21 protein-coding genes are annotated in these 24,059 nt (G+C 49.4%); 6 read left to right on the forward strand and 15 right to left on the reverse strand.

Annotation, left to right across the window (positions count from 1 at the left end; all coding sequences use genetic code 11):
* Positions 1-8: 8 nt before the first annotated feature.
* The 9 genes from FEK30_RS07540 to grpE form a co-directional block, all read right to left on the reverse strand.
* Positions 9-542, reverse strand: coding sequence for a DUF4330 domain-containing protein (locus tag FEK30_RS07540; RefSeq protein ID WP_062432590.1), 534 nt, complete (start codon positions 540-542; stop codon positions 9-11).
* Between the two features lie 82 nt (positions 543-624).
* On the reverse strand, positions 625-1,146 hold the full coding sequence (locus FEK30_RS07545) for a hypothetical protein (RefSeq protein ID WP_138072693.1): 522 nt from the start codon (positions 1,144-1,146) through the stop codon (positions 625-627).
* Positions 1,147-1,237: 91 nt separating this feature from the next.
* Positions 1,238-3,448 (reverse strand): ATP-binding protein, encoded by a 2,211-nt coding sequence (locus tag FEK30_RS07550; protein WP_138072695.1) that lies wholly within the window; start codon positions 3,446-3,448, stop codon positions 1,238-1,240.
* 153 nt (positions 3,449-3,601) lie between these two features.
* Positions 3,602-4,990 (reverse strand): IctB family putative bicarbonate transporter, encoded by a 1,389-nt coding sequence (locus tag FEK30_RS07555; protein WP_062432612.1) that lies wholly within the window; start codon positions 4,988-4,990, stop codon positions 3,602-3,604.
* Between the two features lie 46 nt (positions 4,991-5,036).
* On the reverse strand, positions 5,037-6,134 hold the full coding sequence (rsgA, locus tag FEK30_RS07560) for a small ribosomal subunit biogenesis GTPase RsgA (RefSeq protein WP_138072697.1): 1,098 nt from the start codon (positions 6,132-6,134) through the stop codon (positions 5,037-5,039).
* Entirely contained in the window at positions 6,110-6,364 is a 255-nt protein-coding gene (locus tag FEK30_RS07565) for a sulfurtransferase TusA family protein (RefSeq protein ID WP_030005932.1), read from the reverse strand. The genes rsgA and FEK30_RS07565 overlap by 25 nt, the downstream gene beginning before the upstream one ends.
* Positions 6,361-7,497: a molecular chaperone DnaJ gene (gene dnaJ / locus FEK30_RS07570; RefSeq protein WP_030005933.1), complete on the reverse strand. Its 1,137-nt coding sequence runs from the start codon at positions 7,495-7,497 to the stop codon at positions 6,361-6,363. The genes FEK30_RS07565 and dnaJ overlap by 4 nt, the downstream gene beginning before the upstream one ends.
* A gap of 121 nt (positions 7,498-7,618) precedes the next feature.
* Positions 7,619-9,574, reverse strand: a complete 1,956-nt coding sequence (dnaK, locus tag FEK30_RS07575) for a molecular chaperone DnaK (RefSeq protein WP_030005934.1) — start codon at positions 9,572-9,574, stop codon at positions 7,619-7,621.
* A gap of 116 nt (positions 9,575-9,690) precedes the next feature.
* Positions 9,691-10,440: a nucleotide exchange factor GrpE gene (gene grpE / locus FEK30_RS07580; protein ID WP_138072699.1), complete on the reverse strand. Its 750-nt coding sequence runs from the start codon at positions 10,438-10,440 to the stop codon at positions 9,691-9,693.
* Positions 10,441-10,849: 409 nt separating this feature from the next.
* Here grpE and FEK30_RS07585 point away from each other — a divergent pair, with 409 nt between their 5' ends.
* From FEK30_RS07585 to FEK30_RS07600, 4 genes are all read left to right on the forward strand, one after another.
* Positions 10,850-12,871: a GspE/PulE family protein gene (locus FEK30_RS07585; protein ID WP_099237884.1), complete on the forward strand. Its 2,022-nt coding sequence runs from the start codon at positions 10,850-10,852 to the stop codon at positions 12,869-12,871.
* Positions 12,872-12,991: 120 nt separating this feature from the next.
* On the forward strand, positions 12,992-14,098 hold the full coding sequence (locus tag FEK30_RS07590) for a type IV pilus twitching motility protein PilT (protein ID WP_012306326.1): 1,107 nt from the start codon (positions 12,992-12,994) through the stop codon (positions 14,096-14,098).
* A gap of 65 nt (positions 14,099-14,163) precedes the next feature.
* Positions 14,164-15,402, forward strand: a complete 1,239-nt coding sequence (locus FEK30_RS07595) for a type II secretion system F family protein (protein ID WP_012306328.1) — start codon at positions 14,164-14,166, stop codon at positions 15,400-15,402.
* An 8-nt stretch (positions 15,403-15,410) separates the two neighbouring features.
* A complete protein-coding gene (locus tag FEK30_RS07600; RefSeq protein ID WP_138072701.1) occupies positions 15,411-15,968 on the forward strand; it encodes a hypothetical protein in 558 nt (185 codons plus the stop codon).
* Here the strand turns inward: FEK30_RS07600 and FEK30_RS07605 are convergent.
* On the reverse strand, positions 15,965-17,041 hold the full coding sequence (locus FEK30_RS07605) for a glycosyl transferase (protein ID WP_138072702.1): 1,077 nt from the start codon (positions 17,039-17,041) through the stop codon (positions 15,965-15,967). The two genes, FEK30_RS07600 and FEK30_RS07605, sit on opposite strands and share 4 nt — an antisense overlap.
* Before the next feature lie 27 nt (positions 17,042-17,068).
* A complete protein-coding gene (locus tag FEK30_RS07610) occupies positions 17,069-18,232 on the reverse strand; it encodes a class I SAM-dependent methyltransferase (RefSeq protein WP_138072704.1) in 1,164 nt (387 codons plus the stop codon).
* A gap of 69 nt (positions 18,233-18,301) precedes the next feature.
* Here FEK30_RS07610 and FEK30_RS07615 point away from each other — a divergent pair, with 69 nt between their 5' ends.
* Positions 18,302-19,228, forward strand: a complete 927-nt coding sequence (locus tag FEK30_RS07615) for a homogentisate phytyltransferase (protein ID WP_138072706.1) — start codon at positions 18,302-18,304, stop codon at positions 19,226-19,228.
* Here the strand turns inward: FEK30_RS07615 and FEK30_RS07620 are convergent.
* From FEK30_RS07620 to acsF, 4 genes are all read right to left on the reverse strand, one after another.
* On the reverse strand, positions 19,225-20,001 hold the full coding sequence (locus FEK30_RS07620; protein ID WP_138072708.1) for an alpha/beta fold hydrolase: 777 nt from the start codon (positions 19,999-20,001) through the stop codon (positions 19,225-19,227). The genes FEK30_RS07615 and FEK30_RS07620 overlap by 4 nt on opposite strands.
* A gap of 83 nt (positions 20,002-20,084) precedes the next feature.
* Complete coding sequence (locus FEK30_RS07625) at positions 20,085-21,107, reverse strand: daunorubicin resistance protein DrrA family ABC transporter ATP-binding protein (RefSeq protein WP_030005941.1); 1,023 nt, start codon at positions 21,105-21,107, stop codon at positions 20,085-20,087.
* A gap of 62 nt (positions 21,108-21,169) precedes the next feature.
* Positions 21,170-22,012 (reverse strand): inositol monophosphatase family protein, encoded by an 843-nt coding sequence (locus tag FEK30_RS07630; protein WP_045441381.1) that lies wholly within the window; start codon positions 22,010-22,012, stop codon positions 21,170-21,172.
* Positions 22,013-22,287: 275 nt separating this feature from the next.
* Complete coding sequence (gene acsF / locus FEK30_RS07635; RefSeq protein WP_012306336.1) at positions 22,288-23,367, reverse strand: magnesium-protoporphyrin IX monomethyl ester (oxidative) cyclase; 1,080 nt, start codon at positions 23,365-23,367, stop codon at positions 22,288-22,290.
* A gap of 257 nt (positions 23,368-23,624) precedes the next feature.
* Between acsF and FEK30_RS07640 the strand changes: the two genes are divergently transcribed.
* Positions 23,625-23,990: an ArsR/SmtB family transcription factor gene (locus tag FEK30_RS07640; RefSeq protein ID WP_030005943.1), complete on the forward strand. Its 366-nt coding sequence runs from the start codon at positions 23,625-23,627 to the stop codon at positions 23,988-23,990.
* Positions 23,991-24,059 lie beyond the last annotated feature (69 nt).

Below are 24,059 nucleotides of genomic sequence, written 5' to 3' on the forward strand. Positions count from 1 at the left end.
AGTCGAGCCTATTTCTCCACTGCCCGGATATCAATCACGCTGCCATTGAAATCGTAATTAAACCCCTCAAGGCGCAGGGTATGGCCAATTTTGACCTTGTTGTTGCCAAAAACATAGCCATTATCTGTTTTCTGGGCTTCGCTGGTTAACACAATCCGAAAATCCCCAATATTCTGAACCTCAGGACGGGGATCATTTAACGGTAAAACAGAGCCGTCCGGCTGGGGCACAGGGGTTGTCCGGGGTAAAAGCTCAATGGACTTAATGCCAACATTGGCAAAGGGTTGATTGCGGATCACGATGGAGGTCGTTTCAGACCCTTGAAATTCTGCCACAAAGGTCTCTGGGGACTTCACACTCAGACCCCGCACCAGGACTTCCACCTCGATCGCTTCCATGGCTGACCCAATTTGGGCCACGGAACCCGAACGACCGGGGAGGAAAAAAATACCAAAAATTACGCCGAGAATGATCAGAAGTGCCCCCAGATCGAGGATGCTCACTTTGCCGAAAAGACGCCCTTTTGAATCCAACAGAGCCATATGTTTGTGGAAATACACTAAAAGTTTTTTTAACCCTCCACATTATAGGGGAGGTGGCCGCCGTCCCCCGATAAATTCGCCCTTAACCGTCTTGGGGAGGGGACATCGGCAGCGGCAATCGCCCAACTTCTGGGAAGGCTTGTCTCTGTATTTGAGGCCGTCGTCGGGACTGTTGATAGAGTCGGTAAAGGGCATAGGTAAATAGAGAAGGCCCCACCAGAGCACAAAGCACAATGACACCATAAATCCAGAGGGGTAACACGGACGGTTCTCCCCCAGGGGAATTCGTCTGAGCATTAGTCTCGGCGGGTGGCGGCGTTGTTGTTGCCGGAGGGGCGTCCGCACCACTGACCGTTTGGGATGATGGAGATTCCGTTTCCTCCAAAACCCGCGCCGCTGTCTGGGCTGGCAATTGTCCCAAAAGACTATCCACCACCGGAATCGGCACCCGAGGATTGACCAGGGTTGCGAAGCCCACACTTGTGAGGGTTAACATCGCCAAGCAACTACCACCCAGGAAATAAGCGCGACCATGGTGGGTTTTGATGAGTTGTTTAAAGGTGATCAGGCGAGGCGGTTGTTTTTTCGGGGAAGTAGAAGCCATCGGCGGTGACAAAATTTAAAGATTAGTAGCCTTTAGGCCAAGGGGATTCAAACAAGGTAATCGCTGGTAACTTCAGCATAACGAACTGGATTTAGGACGGGGAGGTTTGTGATTTTGGGTGGGCATCAACGGGATTCAAGATTCCCCTATGTTGCTCTAAATGATGGGCAACCTTACCTAGAAGTTCCTCCAAAGAGACCGGGTGATAAATAATGTCATCACAAGCTAACCGCGAATGCTCATCTTGCTGATTTTGAAAGATATCGGCGGTAATCACGATGAGTCTTGGGTCTTCGGTTAGGGGGACTGTTTGGAGCTGTTGTTGGATATTGCTCAAGATCTCCGCACCATCGACGGAGGCCAGTTTCAGGTCAACCAAAATTAGGTCTGGTGTCCATTGTTGCCATGGGTGATTGGAGATTGCTTCCATGGCGATCGCCTGGGTTTCGATACCAGCCCTGGCCAGTCGCTGACAGAGTAGTTCCCGCTGCTCGACTTGATCCTTGAGGAGCAAAATTTTGGGCGATCGCCCCGTGTGTTTTACAAAAGCCTGAATTGAAATGTCTGCTTGATCTTTTTCTGGCGAAGCGAGGGACAGCTCAAACCAAAAGCAACTACCCTGATTTTCTGCCGTTGTTACCTGGATCTCTCCCCCCATGAGCTGTACCAACTGCTGACTGATGGCGAGACCCAGGCCCGTACCTTGGCGTGAACGGATTCCTGTGCTGGTTTGCTGAAAAACCTGAAATAATTTGTTCTGCTCATGTTCTGGGATGCCAGGCCCCGTATCAATTACGGCAAAGTGTAAGTTCTGTTGGTGGGCATCATAGGTGATTTTAAGGGTAACGCGACCCACCTCAGTAAATTTAATGGCATTACTCAAGAGATTAATTAAGACTTGCTTGAGCTTTTTTTCATCGAGGTAAATCACCTCCGGTACATTGGCATCACGCTCAAAGATCAGTTCTAGTTGCTTTTGTTTCGCCGCAAGAACAACAAAATCGTAGATAACATTGAGAGCTTCAACGAGATTAAAGGCTTCTCGAAGGACGCTGGTCTCCCCGGCCTCAATTTTTGAGAGGGAGAGAATATCGTTGATCAGGTTCAGCAGGTGCTGGGCACTCTGGGTAATGATGTCGAGGGATTCGAGTTGATCGGCAGTGAGGTTAGTATCCCCTGTGAGTAGCTCCGTAAACCCCAAAATGGCGCTGAGGGGTGTGCGGAGTTCATGGCTCATATTGGCCAAAAATTGACTTTTTGCTTGGTTTGCCTTTTCTGCTTCTTCCTTGGCTGCCTGTAGGGTTTCTAGGAGTTTGGCCTGTTGGAGGGCCACACCCAGTTGGGTAGCGATCTGCCGCAGCATTTCAATTTCCTCGGTAAGCCAGGTGCGGGGGGCGTTGTTTTGGTAGATGCCGAGGAGTCCCCAAAGGCGATCGCCTAGGAAAATCGGTAGGGTGATATAGGCTTTGGCTTGGAAGTTTTCGAGGAGCTCGATGTAACAGGGAGGAAACCCAGCTTTGTAAATATCATGGACTGCCCGGTAGGTATTGCCTTGACGATAAATCCCCCCCTGGGTTTCCTGGAGATAGGTATCTTCTACCCAGCCCGGTAGCTCACTTTCAAAAACTTTGACAATACAACGGTCATCACGCACTGCGGAATATTTTAGGAGTTCACGCTGTCGCGCACTGGCGTCATTCATCAGCGATCGCCATTGGGGAGACATGGCCTCAGCTACAAAGTGACCACTCCAGTCGGGGTTAAACTTATAGATCACCACCCGGTCACAGTGCAGGGCATCATGGATTTCTTTAGTCGTGCTCTGAAAAATTTCGTTGAGGTTGAGGGTACGACGAATTCGATTGATCACGACCCGGAGAATTCTTTGGCGGGTGATTGTCCGTTGCAGTTGCTCGGTTTGGTTTGACCACAGGGCTTGGAGATGTTTGTGGTTAAGTTGTTGTTGGACACGTTTTTGTAATTCGGTGCTGGTGCAGGGCAATAGCAACACATCATCGGCCCCAAACGAGAAAGCCTCGGCCCGGGTTTGGGCATGGATATCCGTGGTGGTAATAATCAGGGGGATATCGCGGCTGTGCAGATCACTTTTAAGCTGGGCAAACAGTTTGCGCTCCGGACGGGACACAAAATCGAGGTTCACAATGATCAGTTCTGGATGATTGGCGATCGCCAAAGCCGACAGATGGGCGGCGCTGGGGGCAACCTGCACTGCGGCAATACCCCGGAGGGTCTCCAGGAAAAATTCAAGGAAATGGGCTTGGTGCTCACCGACTAAAATCATGACAAAATTGCAAACCTCAGGGCAGGAGATAATGGGAAGAAAAATCAGACCGCTCCTCTCCAAAGAGCAGATGCAGATCAAAATTTCAGGCCGCACGCTGAAACCACGGGACAAAAAGTTCCCCGGTAGCTCAGCCAGAAAAAATAATCGAGATTAAGGGCTGGGGTTGTCTCTTCCAGTGGGTTGGCACTGGGGGATCTGGGCGGCAATAATGCCCACCATCAACCACCAGAGGGTATTGACCTGGGGACGATACCAAACGGTATCAAAGAGGCCCTGGATCAACAGTCCTGTCATCGCGGCGATCGCCCCAACTAACCATAGTCCTTCTATTTTATGCTGGGACTGAAAGTCTTTAAGGCTTTGTAAAGCTTGGCTAAAGATATTGATCAGCAGCCACACAAATGTGGTCAAGCCCAGTAAACCAGTTTCCACAGCGGTCTCCAGAAAAATTGAATAGGCACTCAGGGCCGAAAAACGACTTTCCATATACTGGGGGTACACCGCATTAAAGGCATCATGGCCTGGCCCAATCCCCAACAGGGGGCGATCGCCAATCATCCGCAGCACCGCCAACCACACATTAATCCGGAAATTATTACTACTATCGCCCCGCCAGGAAAAAATACTCAACAACCGTAGGCGAATGGCATCAACGCCCAATACCGCAATGAGTAGTAACCCCGCCCCAAAGCCGAAACACAGGGGCAGCAACCATTTACGCCAAAAAGGACTGAGGCGATCGCCATACCAACTGTAGAGTAATAATCCCCCCACAACGGCCGCTCCCACCATCGCCAGCCAGCCCCCCCGACTATCGGTAAAAAATAGGCAAGCCGCATTGGTTACAAACATGACCGCTGCTAAAGTTTTCTGGATCTTGGTGCGCCAAATCAGCATCGCTACGCCACTAAAGGCGATCGCCCCCAGGAGATAACCCGCCAAAAGATTCGGGTTGCCTAGGTAACTGTAAACCCTAGTATCGTTGGCAAACTCCGACAAAGGATCGTTCCAGGTGGCCAACTGTTCTACCCCAAAAAATTCCTGACGAATACCATAGCCGCTCACCACCAGGGACACCATTAAATACACCCAAATGACCGCCGCGAGAATTTTGGGCGATCGCAAGACCCGCGCACAAAACGCAAAGAAAATCAGATATAGCAACAACTGCACCAACCCAGACAGGGCGGCCCCCTTAACTGGCGACAAGACCGTGGCGATCGCCGCGATGCCCCCATATAGTGCAACCAAAAGATGAATTCCTGTCACTTGTCCCAGGGGCAGATCAGACAGACTTAGCAAAATCCAATAGCCCGCACAGGCCAACAGCAAAAATCCGATTAAGGTTGTCGAGACAAAGGGCGCTGCCACCAACAATACACAGAGAATCATTGCCCCCAGGGGTTCTGCCCATTGCAATAGCCAACTGCCGCCCCGCCAGCCCTGCAAAAGTCCAAACACCCGGTAACTGACACTGGCCCGTAACCAAGGCTCAAAGGGAAAGCGCAAAAAGAGAATCTGCTGCCACACTGCCGCCATGAACCATCAACCTCAGTATTGTGTAACTGTTCATTGTAAAAGAGATTTAGCCGTCGTCGTTCCCATACAACTCATCGAGGGATTGCTTTTCGTATAAATCTTTTAAATTTTGGTGCCGTTCCCGCCGGGAAGTTCGTCGATATTTTTTGGTCGCTAGTTTCGGCTCATGGATTTGTTTGCCCGCCGCTGTAATTTTGACCTTGAGGTGATCTTCTTCATCCCGTTGCTGCTGCTGGATCTCACGGTAGGCGATCGCCTCTTCGAGAAATTTTTCATAGATCTCATAGCGTTCCCAATCCCGTCCCACCGCGCAGTTGGGTTCCTGCAGGTGTAGGCAATCCTTAAACTGGCAATTTTCTTGTTTGAGTTGGGCACGAATCTCTGGGAAATACCCCCCCAAATCCTGGGGCAGCACCGACCAATCCGGCTGATTAAACCCAGGACTATCAGCCAAAAGTCCCCCCTGGGGCAGCGGAAATAGTTCCACATGGCGGGTTGTGTGTCGTCCCCGCTGCAATTTGCCTGAAACTTCGCCCACCCGTAGCTCCACCTGGGGAATTAAGCGGTTGATCAGACTTGATTTTCCCACCCCCGAAGGCCCAGCCACCACGGTGATTTTATCCTTAAGACTGGCTTCTAGGGCGGCAATGCCAGCATCCTGGAGCACACTAAAAAAGACAGCCCGATAGCCCCATTCCTGTAAGCGTTCAGCCCAGGTCTGTTGTTCTGTTGTGGAGAGTAAATCTTGTTTATTAAGACCCAATAATAACGGCAACCCCGTTGATTCTGCTTTGATCAAGAAGCGACTCAGTTGCCAGGGGTCAAGGTGTGGTTCCGCTAGGGCAAACACCAACAAGAGTTGGTCGGCATTGGCTACAGGGGGTCGATCTAAAACGGTGCGGCGGGATAAAACCTGGGCGATCGCCCCCCGTCTATCTTGAAAATCAACTTCTTCAACGATGACCTGGTCTCCCACCATGACCCGTTGACCAATTTTTTTTAAGCGGGCTCGCCTTGTACAGAGTAAATGTCCTGCCCCAGCTTGGAGTTGCACATGGTAAAAGTTTGCCTGAACCGCCGTTACGGTTCCCTGGCAGTTCTCTGGGACTAAGCCACCACTCATGTCGCCGGACAACGTACCCATAATACGTAGTGGCCCTCCGGTTGGGCGATCGCCTTTTCTACCAAATACCCTTCCATCGTCAAACTATCGGGCACTTGCTCCATGGGTTCCCCCGCATCGAGCCACACTTCGAGCAGGGCATTGGCGGCCATTTTCTTGAGTTGTAACTTTGTGCGCACAAAATTAATCGGGCAGGGAGTCCCCCGCAAATCTAACCGTGCGTCTGCCTCTAATGTTTGCGGATTGCTCATTTGTTATGGAATAGGTTCCCCAATAACCCTTCAAAACCACCTTTGCTGTGTTCGGTTCCCTTTAATTTCGCCAGTTGGTGCAACAGTTCTTTTTCCTCTCGACTTACTTTCGTCGGAATCACGACTTTTACCGTGATTAGATGATCACCACGGCTCACTGGATTACCCAGTTTAGGCACCCCTTTTCCTTCCAACGTAAGCACTTTATTGGGCTGTAAACCAGCGGGAATCGTCAAATCTTCTGTACCATCAACGGTTTTAACCTTTACCGTATCCCCAAGAATTGCCTGGAGATAGCTAATTTCAATTTCCGAGAGGATATTAGTACCGTCGCGACGAAACTCTTTATCCGCATTGACGGCTAAGTAAACGTAAAGATCCCCAGGGGGGCCACCTTTAACGCCAGCATCGCCTTCCCGTGATACCCGCAGCCGTGTGCCACTATCAACCCCGGCAGGAATCGTGATTTTGAGCTTTTTCGTTTCTTGTTTGCGACCAGCACCACCACAGGATTCACACTTCTCGGCGATCACTTGCCCTTCCCCATTACAGGTCGGACAGACGGAAACCTGGGCAAAACTACCAAAGGGAGTGCGGGTCGCCCGCCGAACTTGGCCAGTGCCATTACAAGTGCTGCAGGTATTTGCCGAAGTACCAGCCTTTGCTCCAGAGCCACTGCACGTTTTACAGGTCTCTAGGTGAGGAATACGGATTTCCTTTTCGCCCCCAAAAATCGCTTCTTTAAAGTCGAGCTTTAGGTCTAGGCGGAGATCATCGCCCCGCATCGGCCCACTGCGTCGGCGGCCGCCCCCGGTGGCACCAGTGCCCATACCACCAAACCCACTGAAAATAGTCTCAAAAATATCAGCAAAGCCGCCCATGTCGCCATAGTCAGCCCCAGCAGCACCTGCCCCAGAGACACCAGCTTCACCAAAGCGATCATAACGGGCTCGGGTTTCTGGTTCCGAGAGGACTTCGTAGGCGCGATTAATTTCTTTAAATTTTTCTTCGGCCCCAGGGTCTTTATTCACATCTGGGTGATATTGACGAGCTAGACGACGATAAGCCCGCTTGAGTTCATCTTTCCCACAATCACGGGAGACACCAAGAATTTCGTAAAAGTCGCCTGCCATAAACCTTTTCTAATAACGAGCACAATCTAGCCTTTACCAATCTTAACTTGAACTGGGAAAACCTGAAAAGTGTTATGGGGAATAGATGTGTTATCTGGGTCAAGGTTTAGCCATAACCCAATCAATCAATGGTTTCATAATCCCCAGTAATATTGCCTTCGCCATTTTCAATGACAACACCAGCTTCGGTGGGAAATTCAATTAAATCATCGTCGGCAGTGGTTGGCACAGGGGTCACTGAGATAGGGCGATAGATCGGTGTATCGCCTTCGCGGTCATAGAGTTTTGAGCCAATGGCCAGGAGTGCTGTCTTAAAGTCTTCGAGTAGACGGCGAATTTCTGCGGTCGAGAAGGAACGGTCGGTAAAGGATTGTTCTAAAACAGCGCGTTTTTGGATTAGTTGGGTTTTAACTTCATTGGTTAACAATTCGCTATTTTCTCGCAGGGTGGCATCAAGGCTGTAGAAGAGGCTATCGGCTTGGTTTTGGAGGTCAACTACTTGGAGACGTTGGCGGTCTTGTTCGGCGTATTTTGCGGCTTCGGCGCGCATTGCTTCGATTTCAGCGGGGTCAAGGCCACCGGTATTGGTGATTTTAATGCCCTGTTCTTTGCCGGTACCGCGATCCTGGGCGGACACCTGCAAAATACCGTTGACATCGATTTCGAAACTAACTTCAATTTGAGGCAAGCCCCGGGGAGCAGGGGGAATCCCTGTGAGCAGAAATTTTCCTAGACTTTTATTGTCTTTTGCGAGGGCGCGCTCACCTTGCAGAACATGGATTTCTACAGAGGTTTGGCCGTCGGTGGCGGTGGAAAAAACTTGGGAATTGTTGGTTGGCAGGGTGGTGTTGCGGTCAATGATTTTGGTAAAGACTTCGCCGAGGGTTTCGATGCCGAGGGAAATGGGGGTGACATCAAGGAGGAGAACGTCTTTCACTTCACCGTTTAGGACCCCGGCTTGGATCGCGGCCCCAATGGCGATCGCCTCGTCAGGATTTACAGAACGATCAATTTGTTTGCCATGGAAAAAACCTTGAATCGCCTGCTGGACTGCGGGGATGCGCGTGGAGCCCCCCACCAAAATAATCCGATCAATATTATCGACCGTTAATTCTGCATCTTTTAGGGCTTGTTCTACGGGGCGGAGGGTCGCCTCAATGTAATCTTTGGCTAATTCCTCAAACTTCGAGCGACTCAAATCAATTTCAAAATGCTTAGGGCCAGTGTCATCAGCCGTGATAAACGGCAAATTAATGGATGTCGTAATGGTACTAGACAACTCAATCTTGGCCTTTTCTGCCGCTTCCCGGAGCCGTTGGAGGGCCATCTTATCGCTACTTAGATCAATGCCTTCGAGTTGCTGAAACCGTTCAACCATCCATTCCACAATGGCGTTGTCGAAATCATCACCACCCAGTTGATTATTTCCAGAGGTCGCCTTGACCTCAAACACCCCGTCTCCCAACTGCAGGATGGAAACATCGAAGGTGCCGCCCCCAAGGTCAAATACGAGGATAAATTGTTCTTGGTCTTGTTTGTCTAGGCCATAGGCAAGGGCTGCAGCGGTCGGTTCATTGATAATTCGCAGCACTTCAAGACCGGCGATCGTTCCGGCATCTTTGGTGGCTTGACGTTGGGCATCAGTAAAGTAGGCTGGCACGGTGATGACAGCTTGAAAAACTTCCTCCCCTAAAAATGCCTCTGCATCGGCCTTGAGCTTTTGGAGCACCATTGCTGAAATTTCTTGGGGCGTAAAAACCTGTTTCCGTACCGCGACATCAACGGTATCATCCTTTCCCTTAACACATTTGTAAGGAACCCGACGGCGTTCTTGTTCCGTATCATCCCAGCGACGGCCAATGAACCGCTTGATACTATAGACTGTGTTTTCGGCATTGGTTACGCTCTGGCGTTTTGCCAATTGACCCACGAGGCGAATATCGCTCTTGCCAAAACCGACAATACTTGGCGTAGTCCGTGCCCCTTCTGCGTTGGTAATGACAAGGGGATTACCGCCCTCAAGGACAGAAACACAGCTATTGGTAGTGCCAAGATCGATGCCAATTACTTTGCCCATGGTTCGCGGCCGAAAGACGATAAGGATTTTTTCAATACTACTGAAGATTTTGTCTGGGGCCAGGAACTACAACAGTTTATGTCTATAGGCCCCATCGCAAAAATTGGGTTTAACCCTTAACTTTCACTGGTGCTGGTTTCACCGCTGGGGGGTTCCTCGGGCGCGGCGGCAACCTTAACCATGGCATGGCGTAACACCATGTCCCCTAAAAGATAGCCACGCACGACCTGCTCAATCACAGTGCCTTCTGGGTGCTCACTGGTGGGTTCTTGGAAGATCGCCTCGTGGAAATTGGGATCAAATTCTTCTCCCTCTGGACGCATGGCAGAGACACCAATTTTCTTCAATCCATCGACAAGTTGTTTATAAACCCCTTGATAGCTTTTGTGGATTGTCATTTCGCCATCGGTGGAGGGCTTGATCTGCAATCTGGCCCGCTCAAAGTTGTCAACGGCGCCCAAGATTTCATTGACGGTATTGCACTTGATTCGCAATTCCATTTCTTCTTTTTCTTTGCTGGTGCGCTTGCGGAAATTTTCAAAATCGGCGGCGATCCGCATATATTGGCTTTTGAAATTTTCGGTTTGTTGACTTTGGGTACTGAGCTGTTGGCGCAAGGTACTGACCTCCTGCTGGAGAGCGGCAATGACAGCTTCTAGTTCGGCACCATCGAGGGGCGTGTCATCGACCTCCTGGTCAGGGGCTTGATCTGCCGTATCGGTGTTTGTTTCTCTTTGAGCTTCGATCGTTGTGGCATCCTCCCCAAGGTTAGACTCGATGGTTGTCTCGGGGGCCTCGTCGGAAACAGACTCGGGCGTGCTTCCTGGATCAATTGGGCTATCAAGATTTTTCGCGTCTTCTACCATGGTTGCTTGAACTAGTTGTTTTAGGATTGGCTATTGGGTTATATCGATGTTTTTAGTCGTTTCTATCCTAGTAGTGATGGTGGGCGATCGCCTAACCTAGAGTAAAAACATCAAATATAGGTCTTTTAACATTACCAAATGTAACATTGTCCCCTATGGATCCCGTCTTTCCCAGGTAAAAAGAATAAAACTTCAAGCAACCGCTATATTAGGAAGAAACAACCCTGGCATCGTAACCGACACAGACAGTTGCCATTATTAAGCCCCGACCGATCCCCTTGATCCCAAAAAGCAGATTCTTTCTGCTACATTCAGCATTGAACTACGAATCATCATATTGCCAACAACTATCCTGCTTTTCTTTTTTGCCTAGTCTGCCGTCATTTGCCAATGCTGTCTGGTTTTTCCTATGACCCACTCTTCCCTTCCCAAACGGACAAGAGCCCTTGCCCTCCGCAATGATTTCTCTCCTTTCGGCAACAAGCTCATTCAACAGGGAGTTGTAGACCATCAACAGATGGAAAAAGCCCTCGTTGAAACCCGGCGTAGTGGACGCCCCCTCACGGCCATTGTCGAAGAACTAACTGGGAAAGCTCTGTCCCCTGAGCTAGTCCGACAGTACAAAAAGCATCATCTCTTTGAACTGAAGATCCTCTACGGTCTCAATTCCATTGACCCAGAAGTTCAAAAAATTGACATCGATCAGATGGGCGAGTTGATCAATTCCCTCGTGCCCGTAGAATTATGTCGCCGCCATCGTCTCCTCCCGATCCGGCGGGTTCAAGATGAAGTGATTGTGGCGATGGTAGAGCCCGATAACCTAGCCGCCCAAGATGATTTAAACCGTCTTTTTCGCCTGCAAAATCTGACGTTACGGCGCATCGTGATCACAGAAGACGACTATCGTCAGGTGCTAGATGGCTATTTAGAACAGCAAGTCCAGATTCAAATCCAACAGCAGGAACAAGCAGCCAAGGCCGCCGAAGCAGCAGAACTGAAAAAAGCAGTTGATATCGAAGATCTTGATCTCGGTGTAGCCGGGGAATTAGACGAGCAGGAAGAAGAAAGCGCTGACCTGATGAATGAAAATCAGGCTAGCTCTGCTCCGGTGATCAAACTTGTCAATAAAGTGCTACTTAAAGCTCTCCAGGAAGGGGCCTCAGATATTCACATCGAACCCCAAGAAAATGATCTGCGGATTCGTTTCCGTAAAGATGGGGTTCTGCAATATGCTTTTGATCCGCTGCCCAAACGGATTGTGCCGGCGGTAACGGCTCGGTTTAAAATTATGGCGGACCTAGACATTGCGGAACGTCGTTCGCCTCAGGATGGTCGGATTCGGCGGATGTTTAAGGGGCGCAAGGTGGACTTTCGGGTCAATAGCCTACCCAGTCGCTACGGCGAAAAAATTGTTTTACGGATTCTCGATAATTCTTCAACCCAGTTGGGCTTGGATTTGTTAATTACCAACCAAGATATTCTGGGGCAGGTGCGGGAAATGGCCCAGCGGCCATTTGGTCTAATTTTGGTGACGGGGCCAACAGGCTCAGGAAAATCAACAACTTTGTACTCAATTCTGGCGGAGCGCAACGAGCCGGGCATCAACATCAGTACCGCAGAAGACCCCATTGAATATACTTTGCCGGGCATTACCCAGGTGCAGGTCATCCGGGAGAAGGGGATGGATTTTGCGTCAATTTTGCGGGCATTTTTGCGGCAGGATCCAGATGTCATTCTTGTGGGAGAAACCCGGGATAAGGAAACGGCAAAAACAGCCATTGAGGCGGCTTTAACGGGGCACTTGGTACTAACGACTCTCCACACCAATGATGCTCCAGGGGCGATCGCCCGTCTAGATGAGATGGGAGTTGAACCTTTTATGATTTCCGGGTCACTCCTGGGAGTTCTGGCCCAGCGCTTGATGCGACGGGTTTGTGGGGAATGCCGCATCCCCTATCAGCCCACAGTGGAAGAGCTGGCACGCTACGGCCTTTCCAGTAATGATCGCCATCCTTTAACGGTGTACCGGGCCAATACCCTGACGCCAGAGCAAATCCAAATGGCCAAAGAAGCCGGCAGTCTCTGTCCTAAATGTGGCGGCGGCGGCTACAAAGGCCGGGTGGGGGTCTATGAGTTTATGCAAAATAGTGAAGAAATTGAACGGTTGATTAATACCGGGGCCACCACGGACATGATCAAAGAAGTGGCAGTGCAAGAGGGCATGTTGAGTATCTTGGCCTACAGTTTGGAGTTGGTCAAAGAAGGCCATACAACCTTTGAAGAGGTAGACCGCGTTACCTTTACGGATTCTGGCCTTGAGGCAGAACTAAAGGCGAAACGAAAAACGGGCCTGGTTTGTGACACCTGTAATGCTGAGTTGCAGCCGGATTGGCTAGATTGTCCCTACTGTATGACGCCCCGCTTTAGTTAAGACTCTTCACTCTCTGTTCCCTGGCGATCGCCTTTTGGGCAGAATAATGGCAGCGACAATCTTTCACCCCAACTTTTTTCTTTTCCTATCCCAGGCGATCGCCCAAGGAGTAACAAGCCAATGGATTACATGATCGAAGACCTCATGGAGCAACTCGTAGAAATGGGCGGCTCCGATATGCACATCCAGGCCGGTGCCCCCGTTTATTTCCGAGTCAGTGGGAAACTTGGCCCCATTAATGACGAGCCCCTCTCCGCCCAAGATGCCCAAAAGCTCATCTTCAGTATGCTCAACAACACCCAACGCAAAGACCTAGAACAAAATTGGGAACTAGACTGTTCCTATGGCGTGAAAGGACTCGCGCGCTTCCGGGTCAATGTCTACAAAGAACGGGGCTGTTATGCCGCTTGCCTGCGGGCCTTGTCCTCGAAAATTCCCAACTTTGATCAACTCGGTTTACCCGATATTGTGCGGGAAATGGCCGAACGTCCCCGGGGCTTAGTCCTCGTTACGGGCCAAACGGGTTCCGGGAAAACCACCACCATGGCTGCGATGTTGGACTTAATCAACCGCACCCGTGCCGAACATATCCTCACCGTCGAAGACCCCATTGAATACGTTTTCCCAAACCACAAAAGCCTCTTCCACCAACGGCAAAAGGGAGAAGACACCAAAAGCTTTGCCAATGCGCTCCGGGCCGCGCTCCGGGAAGATCCAGACATCATCCTCGTCGGGGAAATGCGAGACCTCGAAACCATCTCCTTGGCTATCTCCGCCGCTGAAACTGGGCACCTCGTCTTCGGGACGCTCCACACCAACTCCGCCGCCAGCACCATCGACCGGATGTTAGACGTGTTCCCGCCGATCCAACAGCCTCAAATTCGAGCGATGCTCTCCAACTCTCTCTTGGCTGTTTTTAGTCAATGTCTGGTGAAAAAAGCGAATCCGAAACCCGGTGAATTCGGGCGCTCTATGGCCCAAGAAATTATGGTTGTCACCCCGGCGATCGCCAACCTGATTCGTGAAGGAAAAAGCGCCCAGGTCTACTCAGCAATCCAAACGGGGATGAAACTCGGCATGCAAACCATGGAGCAAGCCCTGGCGGGTTTAGTGGCCACAGGCACCGTTACCTTTGAAGAAGCCCTGTCGAAGAGTGGTAAACCCGATGAACTACAACGACTCGTTGGGGGAGCCTTGGGGGCTAGTCCAACCGCAAAACGTCGCTAAATAAATATTGTCAGTTAAGCTGGCAAGAGCACCCTTTATTCCATTTTTCCCAGTGAACGAAAGCCATGGCACAGTATGTCGCACAAGTCGTTGATCGCAACGGTCAAAAGCTAAAAGAAAAAATCGAAGCCAACTCCCCCGAACAAGCCCGCACCATGCTAGCGACGCGCTATCCAGAAGTGGGCAAGATCATGAAGCCGGGGGAAATCGATCTCTCGTTTTTAGAAGAAGCCCTCGCGAAAGTTTCCATCAAAGATAAAGCCGTATTTTCGCGACAATTTGCGGTGATGATCAATGCTGGGGTGGCGATCGTTCGTTGTCTAAGCATCTTGGGAGAAAACCACTCCAACATCAAGATGCGTAAAGCCCTCACTGCCATCAAGGCCGAAGTTCAGCAGGGGGTGAATCTTTCCGACGCGATGCGGCCCCACGAAGAATGCTTCGATACCCTGTATGTCAGCATGGTAGAAGCCGGTGAAATTGGTGGGGTGCTCGATGAAGTCCTGAACCGTTTGGCGAAGGTACTCGAAGACATGGCCAAACTGGAAAACCAAATCAAATCAGCCATGACCTATCCAATGGCCGTGGCATTTTTGGCGGTGGCGGTGTTCTTTGGGATGACCGTCTTTTTGATTCCGGTTTTTGCCGATATTTTTGAAAGTATTGGCACAGAACTGCCGGCTTTAACGATCATCATGATGGGGATCAGTAACTTTCTGCGGACTAGCGAAGGGTTATTGCCAATGCCTTTTGGGAATGTGCTCCTGATGATTATTGGTGCCAACATTCTCTTTTTTGCGATCCGCCGTTATTACAACACCGAAATGGGGCGGTGGCAAATCGATTCTTTGTTACTAAAGTTGCCTCTGTTTGGGGATTTGCTCCGGAAAAATGCGGTGGCTCGGTTCTGTCGGATCTTCGGGACATTAACCCGGTCTGGGGTACCGATCCTCAATTCCTTTGATATTGTCGGGGCAACGGCGGGGAATGTGGTCATTGCCAAGGCGATTAATGATGCCAAGTCTGAAATCCAAGAAGGGGGGATGTTAAGTGTTGCCCTCGATCGCGACCGGGTTTTTCCGATCCTTGCGATTCAAATGATGACCATTGGTGAGGAAACAGGGGAATTAGATAGCATGATGATGAAGGTGGCAGATTTCTACGAAGATGAAGTAGAGCAGACGGTGAAGGCGCTGACCAGTATTTTAGAACCAGCGATGATGGTGATTATTGCGGCGATGGTTGGTGTTATTTTGCTCTCGATGTATCTGCCGATGTTTAAGGTATTTGAAGATTTGGGTTAGAGCAAACGATGACTGGACAGCAAAGTCAGTATGAAACGCTTTTAGCGGCCTACAGTGATCGACAAACGGCGATCGCCTTACTGAAGCAACATCGCCCTTACCTTTCTTTGGTGCCCAGTGTCCGGCGTCCTGAGGGGAGTTTAATTGTGATGCCGCTGCCGGTGATGCGCCACCTCAGCAGAAATGAACAGCGCTCCACTCCAAAAACCTTGATTTTGCCTTGTGATCTGGCGATTTTAACCTGTGATCCGGAGTGGCAAATTAAGCTAGATGCCGAAATTATGGTGTTTATCCATCGGCCTGGGGAAACTTTTTCGGAGCTATTGCTGCGCTGGCGTCATACCCAGGTTTACCTTGATCAAGATTACGAGTGGTTAATGCCAGAGTCGGAGGCCCACATGATCAGTAATCTTCCGGCCCAAATTCACCCTCTGTTTGTGGTGTTCCCGACAACCCCTGAGCACATTATTAAGGGACTTACGGGGGCGCACCTCCCCTTTGTCCTGGGGGAATCACCGTTTCCTGAACCGGAGTCTGTACCTGAGGTTTTTGTTACGGGAAATTAATGGCTGAGAAATTCGGCAATGGCTTGGGCGATCGCCTTTGTGCCCGTCTTATCGATGGGTTGATTGCCTTGGGGCGGTTGGGGTGATTCCCGAAGAAAATCCCAATCACCCTGGGCAAATTGCTCTGGATCTAAAATTTGGTGGTGGCCATATTGTTGGAGGTTTTTAATTAAAATTGGCCCTTCGGCAAAATCATCCCTAGGCAAGGTCACAACGGGAAGATCGAGGCGCAGGGCTTCGGCGTAGGTACTAAAGCCCGGTTTGGAAATAATGCGATCGCACAGGGGCATGAAGTCAACGGGGCGGTATTGGGTCTCTGTAATTTTGCGGAGATTTGCTAAATCGGGGGCGTTACGGTCGAAGCTAATAAATTGATAATCAGGAAATTGCGCCAAGGCTTCATAGGGCATTCCGGCAAAACCGAGGCCGCCAAAACTGAGAAGAATAGTTTTTTCCTTGGGATGAGTTAATTGAAATTTTTCCCGCAGGGCTGCCAGATCATATTGCGGATCGCCGCCCGTCAGTCCCACATCAGTAACGTTTGCAAAATTCCCCATGGGTTCGTGCAGCGGTAAACGAAACAGGCGATCGCCTTCACGATAAAGCTCTGTAATCCAATCGGCTTCGGGAATAAATTCTCCACCCCAAGCACGGTAAATAAAATCCCAACCAAAATTTCCCATACACCAACAGGGAATCTCGGCACCATGGGCAATGGGAATCGCCAGGGGCGGCAAATCAGCGAGGACTAACTGGACACGATTTAACCGTAAAAAGTCCACTTCGCCCGCAATAATCCGGGGCGATCGCCGACGAATTTCCCGCAATTTTTCTAGGGTCGCACCGTAGTCCATGGAGAAACTATCCGCCTGAATTACCCCCACATCCAACCGTTTCGGCCGCTGAATAAAATCTCCTTTGACATAACTTCTGATCAACCAGTGGGGCGCTGTCGTCACAAAAATCAGCAATACATCGGGCAGTAATTTCTGTACCTGGGCTGCCACCGAAGCCACCCGCACCACATGGCCAAACCCATGACTCGTAATCGCCAAATACAAAACAGGACGCATAGAACCTTCCGCAATCGTTGAAAACTATTAGACCATGGGGGGCTGGGTTAAACCCTTTAGGGAAGTCTGAAGCTGATCATTTGTGAGATTTTTTCCCTGAACCAAGACATAAAAGCCCCCTAAACCCATAGGATCGATCAACTGATGGAGGGCATCCCGGCGGCGAAAGAGGGTCATCACATCAGTGGGATTTTGGGATAAAGCATTGAGGCGATCGCCTAACCCTAAGGCCATCAAAAAAAGTCCCTGTTGCGTTAAACCTAAAGTTGCTAATCCTAGAGATTCGCCATGGTTTTGGAGGCTGGTAAAATCCACATGGGCTGTTAGATCCTGCTCGCCTAAATTGGTGTAGGGATTATCATGGCGACGGTGCTGAAAATAACATTGTAAAGTGCCCTGAGACCGTTGGGGATGATAATATTTTTTCGCTGGATAACCATAGTCAATGGTGAGAATATAGCCGGTTTTTAGTTTAGTCTGTAGCTGCTCTAACCAACTCAGCATCCCTAGATTAACTTCTGTGCGATAACCATCAGGATAATTAGAGAAATCAATATTTAAGTGATCAAAATAAGCTTGAATCTCTGGTGTAGATAGAGAATCCTTCACTTCTTCCAATGCATTTTGAGCAGGATTATATTGAACGTAAACCTCCTGAATTTTTCCGGCATTCACTGTGACTAAATGTACCGGAAAGGCATCAAGCAATTCATTAGAAATAAAACAGCCTTGAATACTATTTGCTGGCAACTCTGACCAATCGCACCATTGAATTTTGCAATAGGAAAACCCCGCTAATTTTTCCTGTTGTTCTTGGCGGAGAGCCGGGGATTTTTCAATAATATAATATTCAATTTCTTCAAGTTCTTTTGGATAATGCTGCTGGAGGTAAGACAAAATATCCTTCGCCAAGTCACCCTTGCCTGCTCCCATTTCGATGATCTGAAACGGCGATCGCCCCAAAATCTGCTTCATGTGGAGCAACTGCTCTGCCAATAATTCCCCAAAGTCTGGGCCAAGGGATGTGGCCGTAAAGAAATCTCCCTGGGCACCGATCGCCACCTTCCCACTACTGTAGTAACCTGCCGTGGGGTGATAGAGCGCCAACTCCATAAACTCTGCAAAGGTGAGGCGCTGGTGCGGTGCTATCTGGAGTTTTTCCTGGAGGATCGCCAAAAGGGGAGAAGCCATGGACAAGTCCGTTAAAATGATGTGCGATTAGTGTATGCTGCCGCCTTTTTGAGGTGCAACCTTTTACCTGTGAAGTCTTCTATTTCTCCCACTGCCCCGCGACCGTCATTTCTTGCTTCCCTATGGCAATTTTCCCGGCCCCATACGATTATCGGCACGAGTCTGAGTGTTTGGGCTTTGGCGCTGTTGGCGGTGACCCCTGAAACATTTTCCTGGGGCTATGGTCAGTCGGTGCTTGGTGCTTGGCTCGCTTGTCTGGCGGGCAATGTCTTTATTGTCGGCCTCAATCAACTGACGGACATTGACATTGACAAAATTAATAAACCCCATTTACCAGTGGCGGCGGGACATTTTTCTCGAAAAACAGGTTGGGGTATTGTCTGGTTTTGCGGAGCTTTAGCGCTGATTTTGAGTGCTTTTAGTGGCCTGTGGCTTGGGGTGACGGTGTGGGGGAGCTTGGCCATCGGGACAATGTATTCTCTGCCCCCAGTGCGCCTGAAACGGTTTCCCCTACTCGCAGCGATGTGTATTTTTACGGTGCGGGGTGTGGTGGTGAACCTTGGCCTTTTTGCCCATTTTCAGACGATGTTACAGAACCCAGTGGTGATTACGCCGATGGTATGGCTGTTGACGGGGTTTATTATTGTGTTTACGGTAGCGATCGCCATTTTTAAAGACGTACCGGATCTAGAAGGCGATCGCCAATATCAAATCACAACCTTTACAATCTTATTGGGCAAAAAACGGATTTTTCAGCTTTCATTGGGGATTATTTTTGCCTGTTACGCCGGTATGATTGTCGGTGAAATAATGATGACCACCAGCTTGAATCAACTGCTATTTATTGGGTGTCACATTATCCTGGGTGCTCTGCTGTGGTGGCGTAGTCGTCAGATTGATCTTGCGTCGAAAAAATCCATTGCCAGCTTTTATCAATTTATTTGGAAACTCTTCTTTCTGGAATATCTTTTGTTTCCCTTCGCCCATTGGCTTTAGGTTTGCTGTTGGTTAAGCCAGTTTTTGATTAAGGCGATCGCCTCTATGTTGTCTTGGACTTTAACCATTTGTGATTGGGGAATTTTTTGGGCAAACAATAGCGCTTGGTGGGAGCCTTGATCGGCTGAAACAATTAACGTAGGTGCAGTTAGCTGAGACAATTCAGAGTTTAGATATTCTGCCTGAATTTCACTGGGATGCCGCTGAAACAAAAGTCGCCGACTGGCCGGATATTTAAGCAACTGTTGTCGATAGTTAAGAAGTTTTTGAATCTTGTGACCGAGGCCAATTAGCTTACCTAGGGGGTAGAGTAATTTAAGTCCCCAAGGCAAAATTGGAATTGGTAATAGTAAACATTTTTCAAGGAAATAACCAGCATTATTTGGGGCTTCAAAACCAATCGGGGAAAGCAAAATTAAGCCTTGAATTTGTTCAGGATTGTTCAGGGCGTAACGAGCGGCGACCCAAGCTCCAAGGGAATCTCCCACAAAATATATTTTTTTCAGATTTAATTGGCTAAAAAATTCCGCTAAAATTTCACTCTGCCATTGAATAGACTGGGACGAAACTGCTGGATCAGAATCCCCAAACCCCAACAAATCCGGCGCAAAGCATTGATGATCTCGCCCTAAATTTTCAAAAAAATCTAACCACTGACTACCGTCGCTATATTCCCGGTGAATAAAGGCGATCGCCTTTCCCTGTCCTGTTTCTCGCCAAAAAATCTGGCCTTGATTTAAACGTAGGCGTCCATTCCGAACAACACATCCCATAAATATTTTTTGATAATCTTTAGCGAGGGTTTTTGAGCGATCAACTTTTGCGTGGATAAATTCTCCAGAAACGATGGATTGGCTTAACCTTTCATTTGTTGCTTTTTCTCTTTTTTGAGATCTCGCTTGCTGGCCGCTTCGATTTCGGCATCCATGAGGGTCTTACCCGTAGCCGCAAGATAAACGTCATCCAAACTAGGCCGTGCTTGACTCAAGCTAAAAATGGGCAGTCCAGCCGCTTGAATGCTTTGCTCAATGGTGCTCAGGTGATTGCCCTGGCGACTCACCACCAGATTCAAAGAATTCCCTTGGGAGCCATTAATAATCACGCTCTCAACAAAATCCAAGGCCGATACCACTTCTTTCGCTTGTTCGGCATTCTGGGCAGAGGTAAATTCTTCGATGCGTAACGTAATGCGATCGCCACCCACTTTATCTTTGAGTTCGTTGGGGGTGCCGTTGGCGATGACTTTGCCCTGATCAATGATCGCTACACTATCGGCGAGGGCATCAATTTCTTCAAGATAATGGCTGGTGATAATGACCGTTGTGCCCGCTGCCCGCAGTTGCCGCAGAAAGTCCCAAACTGCAACGCGACTTTCGATATCGAGGCCCACCGTCGGCTCGTCTAGAACCAACACATCTGGCTGATGGAGCAGACCTGCCGCCAAATCCAAGCGTTTGCGCAAACCACCGGAGTAAGTGCCTGTTTTCTGGTCAGCGTAATCGGTTAAACCTAGGGCATTAAGGAGTTGTTCCACCCGTTGGGGAATAAAGCTTTTCGGGAGATGGTAGAGGGCCGCCTGTAAATTCAGCAGTTCCCGCCCGGTAAGAATTTTGTCGATCGCCACTTCCTGGGCCACATAGCCGAGCCGTTGTCGCACTGCTTTCGGTTGGGTCAGAGCAGAAATACCGCAGACTTCGATCTGGCCTCCGTCCGGTTGGGCGAGGGTACAGAGACAGCGAATCGTCGTCGTTTTGCCTGCGCCGTTTGGCCCCAAAAGCCCAAATATTTTTCCTTGTTCCACCGTGAAGGAGACATCCTTTACCGCTTGGGTGGTGCCGTAGCTTTTCTGGAGGTGGTCAATGGCAACCGCAACAGTCATGGTCGGGGGAGTCCTCGCAATGGTTCGTCAAAATACTCAGTTGTGTATTGTATCGAAGTTCTTTACAATCCGTATTTTTCGCAGACTTGATCGCCGATAAATTGTACCCAGGGTTTGAAGACGGGAATCAGTTCTGCCCGACTCGCCGTTAAACAAGGGAAAGGGCGATCGCCATAATTTTTGCCGATTTCTAAAGGAAACATCGGGTTCGGTTCGAGGGGTTCAATGGCTCCCCCAGCCGCCTGGATAATCGCCCACACCGCCGCAATATCCCAAATTTTCGACGTCGCTTCCACTCCCCCTAGGGCCGCCCCCGAAGCCACGATTAAAACGTTATAGCTGGCAACCCCCATCAAGCGAATCTTACAAGGGAAATTCGGTTGAGCTGCCACCGCCGTACTGCGGGCACAGAGGTTAAAAATATGGTTTAGGCTCGGCTCGTCGTCGCTGGTCTGGAGCGGTTCGCCATTACAAAACGCCCCGGTCGGCCCCGTTAAACCGGAGTCTCCGTACCAATAGCCATGGAAGGATTGGCGCAACCAAGGGAAATGCACATAGCCAAAAACGGGCGTGCCTTTGTAGAGTAGCCCCAGGGAAATGCCCCAGATCGGAATGCCCCGCGTAAAATTCGTTGTGCCGTCAATGGGATCAATCACCCAACACCAATCATTTCCAGGCAAAATATGCGTTTTTTCTTCGCTGAGAATGCCATGGTCAGGGAAGGCTGTGGCGATCGCCTGACAAATTTCTCGATCAGACCACCGATCCGCTTCCGTCACCAAGCTACCATCAGCCTTACGAACTGCCGTGAGCTTCCCAAATTTTTCCGTTAATTCTGCGCCAATCCGGTGACTTGTGTCCGCCGCAAAGGTCAAAATGTCCGTCCAAAATAATGCATCAACCATCGGTGTGCTAGATCCAGAAACGTTATCCCAGTCCAAAAAAGGCGATCGCCACTGAGTCAATCAATACCTCGTCTGGCTAAACAACCATAGCCCAAAATCCTGCAATCTCGCTATCTCTAGACAAAAAAATCCTCCCTCTAAAAAAGAAGGAGGCAAATTATCCTCTCTTTGAGGGAGGTGCCGAAGGCGGAGGGTGTTTCCCTTGAGGGGAGTTAGAGGGGTGTCTCCTTGAGGGAGGTGCCGAAGGCGGAGGGAGGGTATTCTCCAAAAGGGTGTTAGCGGACAGTACCAGCCAGTTGATCAACGCGGATCGGCTTCATCAGATAAAGACTAATGAATTGGGTTGCGTTAGAGAGATAAGCAGGTAACTTCTTCAACAGCTTCACAGGCGCAGGCGCATCGCTGGCATCAATTTCCCGCAGTTTTTCGCCGTTCTTGACGCAGGTTTCTAAACGCTCGTAAAATTCAGGCTTTTCGACATCGAGAATGATCGGGAAGACCCGGCCAGCGGTGTTATTGGTTTCCCAAATCACTTCCTTGTCAAATTCCCGCGCATTCAAACCAATGGACTCGTAGAAACCATGGCGCTGGGTATCATTGAGGTACATCGTCGCAAAGACGGAGAGCAAGAAGAAACGGCACCACAACCGCGCTTTCCAGTCATTAAGGATATTGGGCTGGGTTTTCATCAGGGCATCAAAGAAATCCCCATGACGGTTTTCATCTTGGCACCAGTTCTCAAAGAATTTAAAAATCGGATAAATGCGGTCTTCGGGATTCTTTTCGAGGTGACGATAAATCTTGATGTAACGCCAGTACCCAATTTTTTCCGAAAGGTAGGTGGCGTAGAAAATAAATTTCGGCTTAAAGAAAGTGTAGCTGCGGCTCTTGGTGAGGAAACCGAGGTCAAGGGACAGGTTAAAGTCCGTCATCGCCTTGTTGAGGAAACCAGCGTGGCGCGCTTCATCCCGAGACATGAGATTAAACCCTTCAGCCAACAGGGGATTCTTGTCCTTGAGGCGACGGCCTAATTCTTTGTAGAGCAAGAAGCCGGAAAATTCAGCAGTACAGGAGCGCTCCAGGAACTCGATGAAGAGTTGCCGGGTTTCCCCTTGGATATGGTCGAAGGAGATATCAAAAGACTCATCCCGAACAAAGTGGTGACGGTTGTAGTCCACGCGGAATTCTTCGATGATCGCTTCCATCTCTTCTTCGTTGACGGAAAGATCCATCTTCGCCATTTCATCGAAGTCGGTGGTGTAAAAGCGGGGAGTCAGGATAGTTTCCTTCGCCGGAACCTTCACGCCGGGGCGCAATTCCTCTACGCCAGCAGATTTGTTAACAGTGCTTACCATATCTGTAATGTTTATTGCTTCCGTTTTTTATGGGGATCAGTCTCTTTTTTGCCAAATATAACCGCGTGAGACTTGGGGTTTTGATTAGGTTACAGTCTAACAAGCTCTACACCAGGGTTTAAACCCTTTTTTGTGAATAGTTGATACACATTGTTACAAAATATTGCAAGATAAATCACGAAATTAAGGCGATCGCCTTCTGGGATCGATGACCCAATGAGTACAATTAAATTGTAGAATTTGCGCCCTTAAAAGTTGTGATAAAGCCAAAATCACAGGATATCTGCCAAGTCCGCTGTGTTAATACGGATTTGGTGGCCCAAGCCAGTGAACAATTACCAGAGGGTGATTTACTCGAAGAAGCTCAGATTCTCTTTAACGCTTTAGCCGACAAATCCCGTCTCAAGATCCTGGCCGCTCTCAGTACAAGTGAAGAACTCTGCGTGTGTGACATTGCGGCTTTACTCAACATCAAAATTGCCACGACTTCCCATCACTTACGAAAATTACGCGATCTCAAAATCCTGAAATATCGGAATGAAGGGAAACTAGCCTATTACTCCCTCCGAGATCAACGGGTTGCTGAAATCCTGAGCCACGCCCTTAACAAACTTGCACAATAAAACAAATCAACTTCAACTTGATCTGCACTTATCGGCAAAAACATTCTAATATTAATTTGAATATCGAAA

The organism is Picosynechococcus sp. PCC 11901 (assembly GCF_005577135.1).
Lineage (GTDB): Bacteria > Cyanobacteriota > Cyanobacteriia > Cyanobacteriales > MRBY01 > MRBY01.

What these genes read in the sequence shown, in the direction of transcription:
- FEK30_RS07540 (WP_062432590.1), bottom strand. Translation starts at nt 542, where the DNA reads ATGGCTCTGTTGGATTCAAAAGGGCGTCTTTTCGGCAAAGTGAGCATC.
- FEK30_RS07545 (WP_138072693.1), bottom strand. Translation starts at nt 1,146, where the DNA reads ATGGCTTCTACTTCCCCGAAAAAACAACCGCCTCGCCTGATCACCTTT.
- FEK30_RS07550 (WP_138072695.1), bottom strand. Translation starts at nt 3,448, where the DNA reads ATGATTTTAGTCGGTGAGCACCAAGCCCATTTCCTTGAATTTTTCCTG.
- FEK30_RS07555 (WP_062432612.1), bottom strand. Translation starts at nt 4,990, where the DNA reads ATGGCGGCAGTGTGGCAGCAGATTCTCTTTTTGCGCTTTCCCTTTGAG.
- rsgA (WP_138072697.1), bottom strand. Translation starts at nt 6,134, where the DNA reads ATGGGTACGTTGTCCGGCGACATGAGTGGTGGCTTAGTCCCAGAGAAC.
- FEK30_RS07565 (WP_030005932.1), bottom strand. Translation starts at nt 6,364, where the DNA reads ATGAGCAATCCGCAAACATTAGAGGCAGACGCACGGTTAGATTTGCGG.
- dnaJ (WP_030005933.1), bottom strand. Translation starts at nt 7,497, where the DNA reads ATGGCAGGCGACTTTTACGAAATTCTTGGTGTCTCCCGTGATTGTGGG.
- dnaK (WP_030005934.1), bottom strand. Translation starts at nt 9,574, where the DNA reads ATGGGCAAAGTAATTGGCATCGATCTTGGCACTACCAATAGCTGTGTT.
- grpE (WP_138072699.1), bottom strand. Translation starts at nt 10,440, where the DNA reads ATGGTAGAAGACGCGAAAAATCTTGATAGCCCAATTGATCCAGGAAGC.
- FEK30_RS07585 (WP_099237884.1), top strand. Translation starts at nt 10,850, where the DNA reads ATGACCCACTCTTCCCTTCCCAAACGGACAAGAGCCCTTGCCCTCCGC.
- FEK30_RS07590 (WP_012306326.1), top strand. Translation starts at nt 12,992, where the DNA reads ATGGATTACATGATCGAAGACCTCATGGAGCAACTCGTAGAAATGGGC.
- FEK30_RS07595 (WP_012306328.1), top strand. Translation starts at nt 14,164, where the DNA reads ATGGCACAGTATGTCGCACAAGTCGTTGATCGCAACGGTCAAAAGCTA.
- FEK30_RS07600 (WP_138072701.1), top strand. Translation starts at nt 15,411, where the DNA reads ATGACTGGACAGCAAAGTCAGTATGAAACGCTTTTAGCGGCCTACAGT.
- FEK30_RS07605 (WP_138072702.1), bottom strand. Translation starts at nt 17,041, where the DNA reads ATGCGTCCTGTTTTGTATTTGGCGATTACGAGTCATGGGTTTGGCCAT.
- FEK30_RS07610 (WP_138072704.1), bottom strand. Translation starts at nt 18,232, where the DNA reads ATGGCTTCTCCCCTTTTGGCGATCCTCCAGGAAAAACTCCAGATAGCA.
- FEK30_RS07620 (WP_138072708.1), bottom strand. Translation starts at nt 20,001, where the DNA reads ATGGGATGTGTTGTTCGGAATGGACGCCTACGTTTAAATCAAGGCCAG.
- FEK30_RS07625 (WP_030005941.1), bottom strand. Translation starts at nt 21,107, where the DNA reads ATGACTGTTGCGGTTGCCATTGACCACCTCCAGAAAAGCTACGGCACC.
- FEK30_RS07630 (WP_045441381.1), bottom strand. Translation starts at nt 22,012, where the DNA reads ATGGTTGATGCATTATTTTGGACGGACATTTTGACCTTTGCGGCGGAC.
- acsF (WP_012306336.1), bottom strand. Translation starts at nt 23,367, where the DNA reads ATGGTAAGCACTGTTAACAAATCTGCTGGCGTAGAGGAATTGCGCCCC.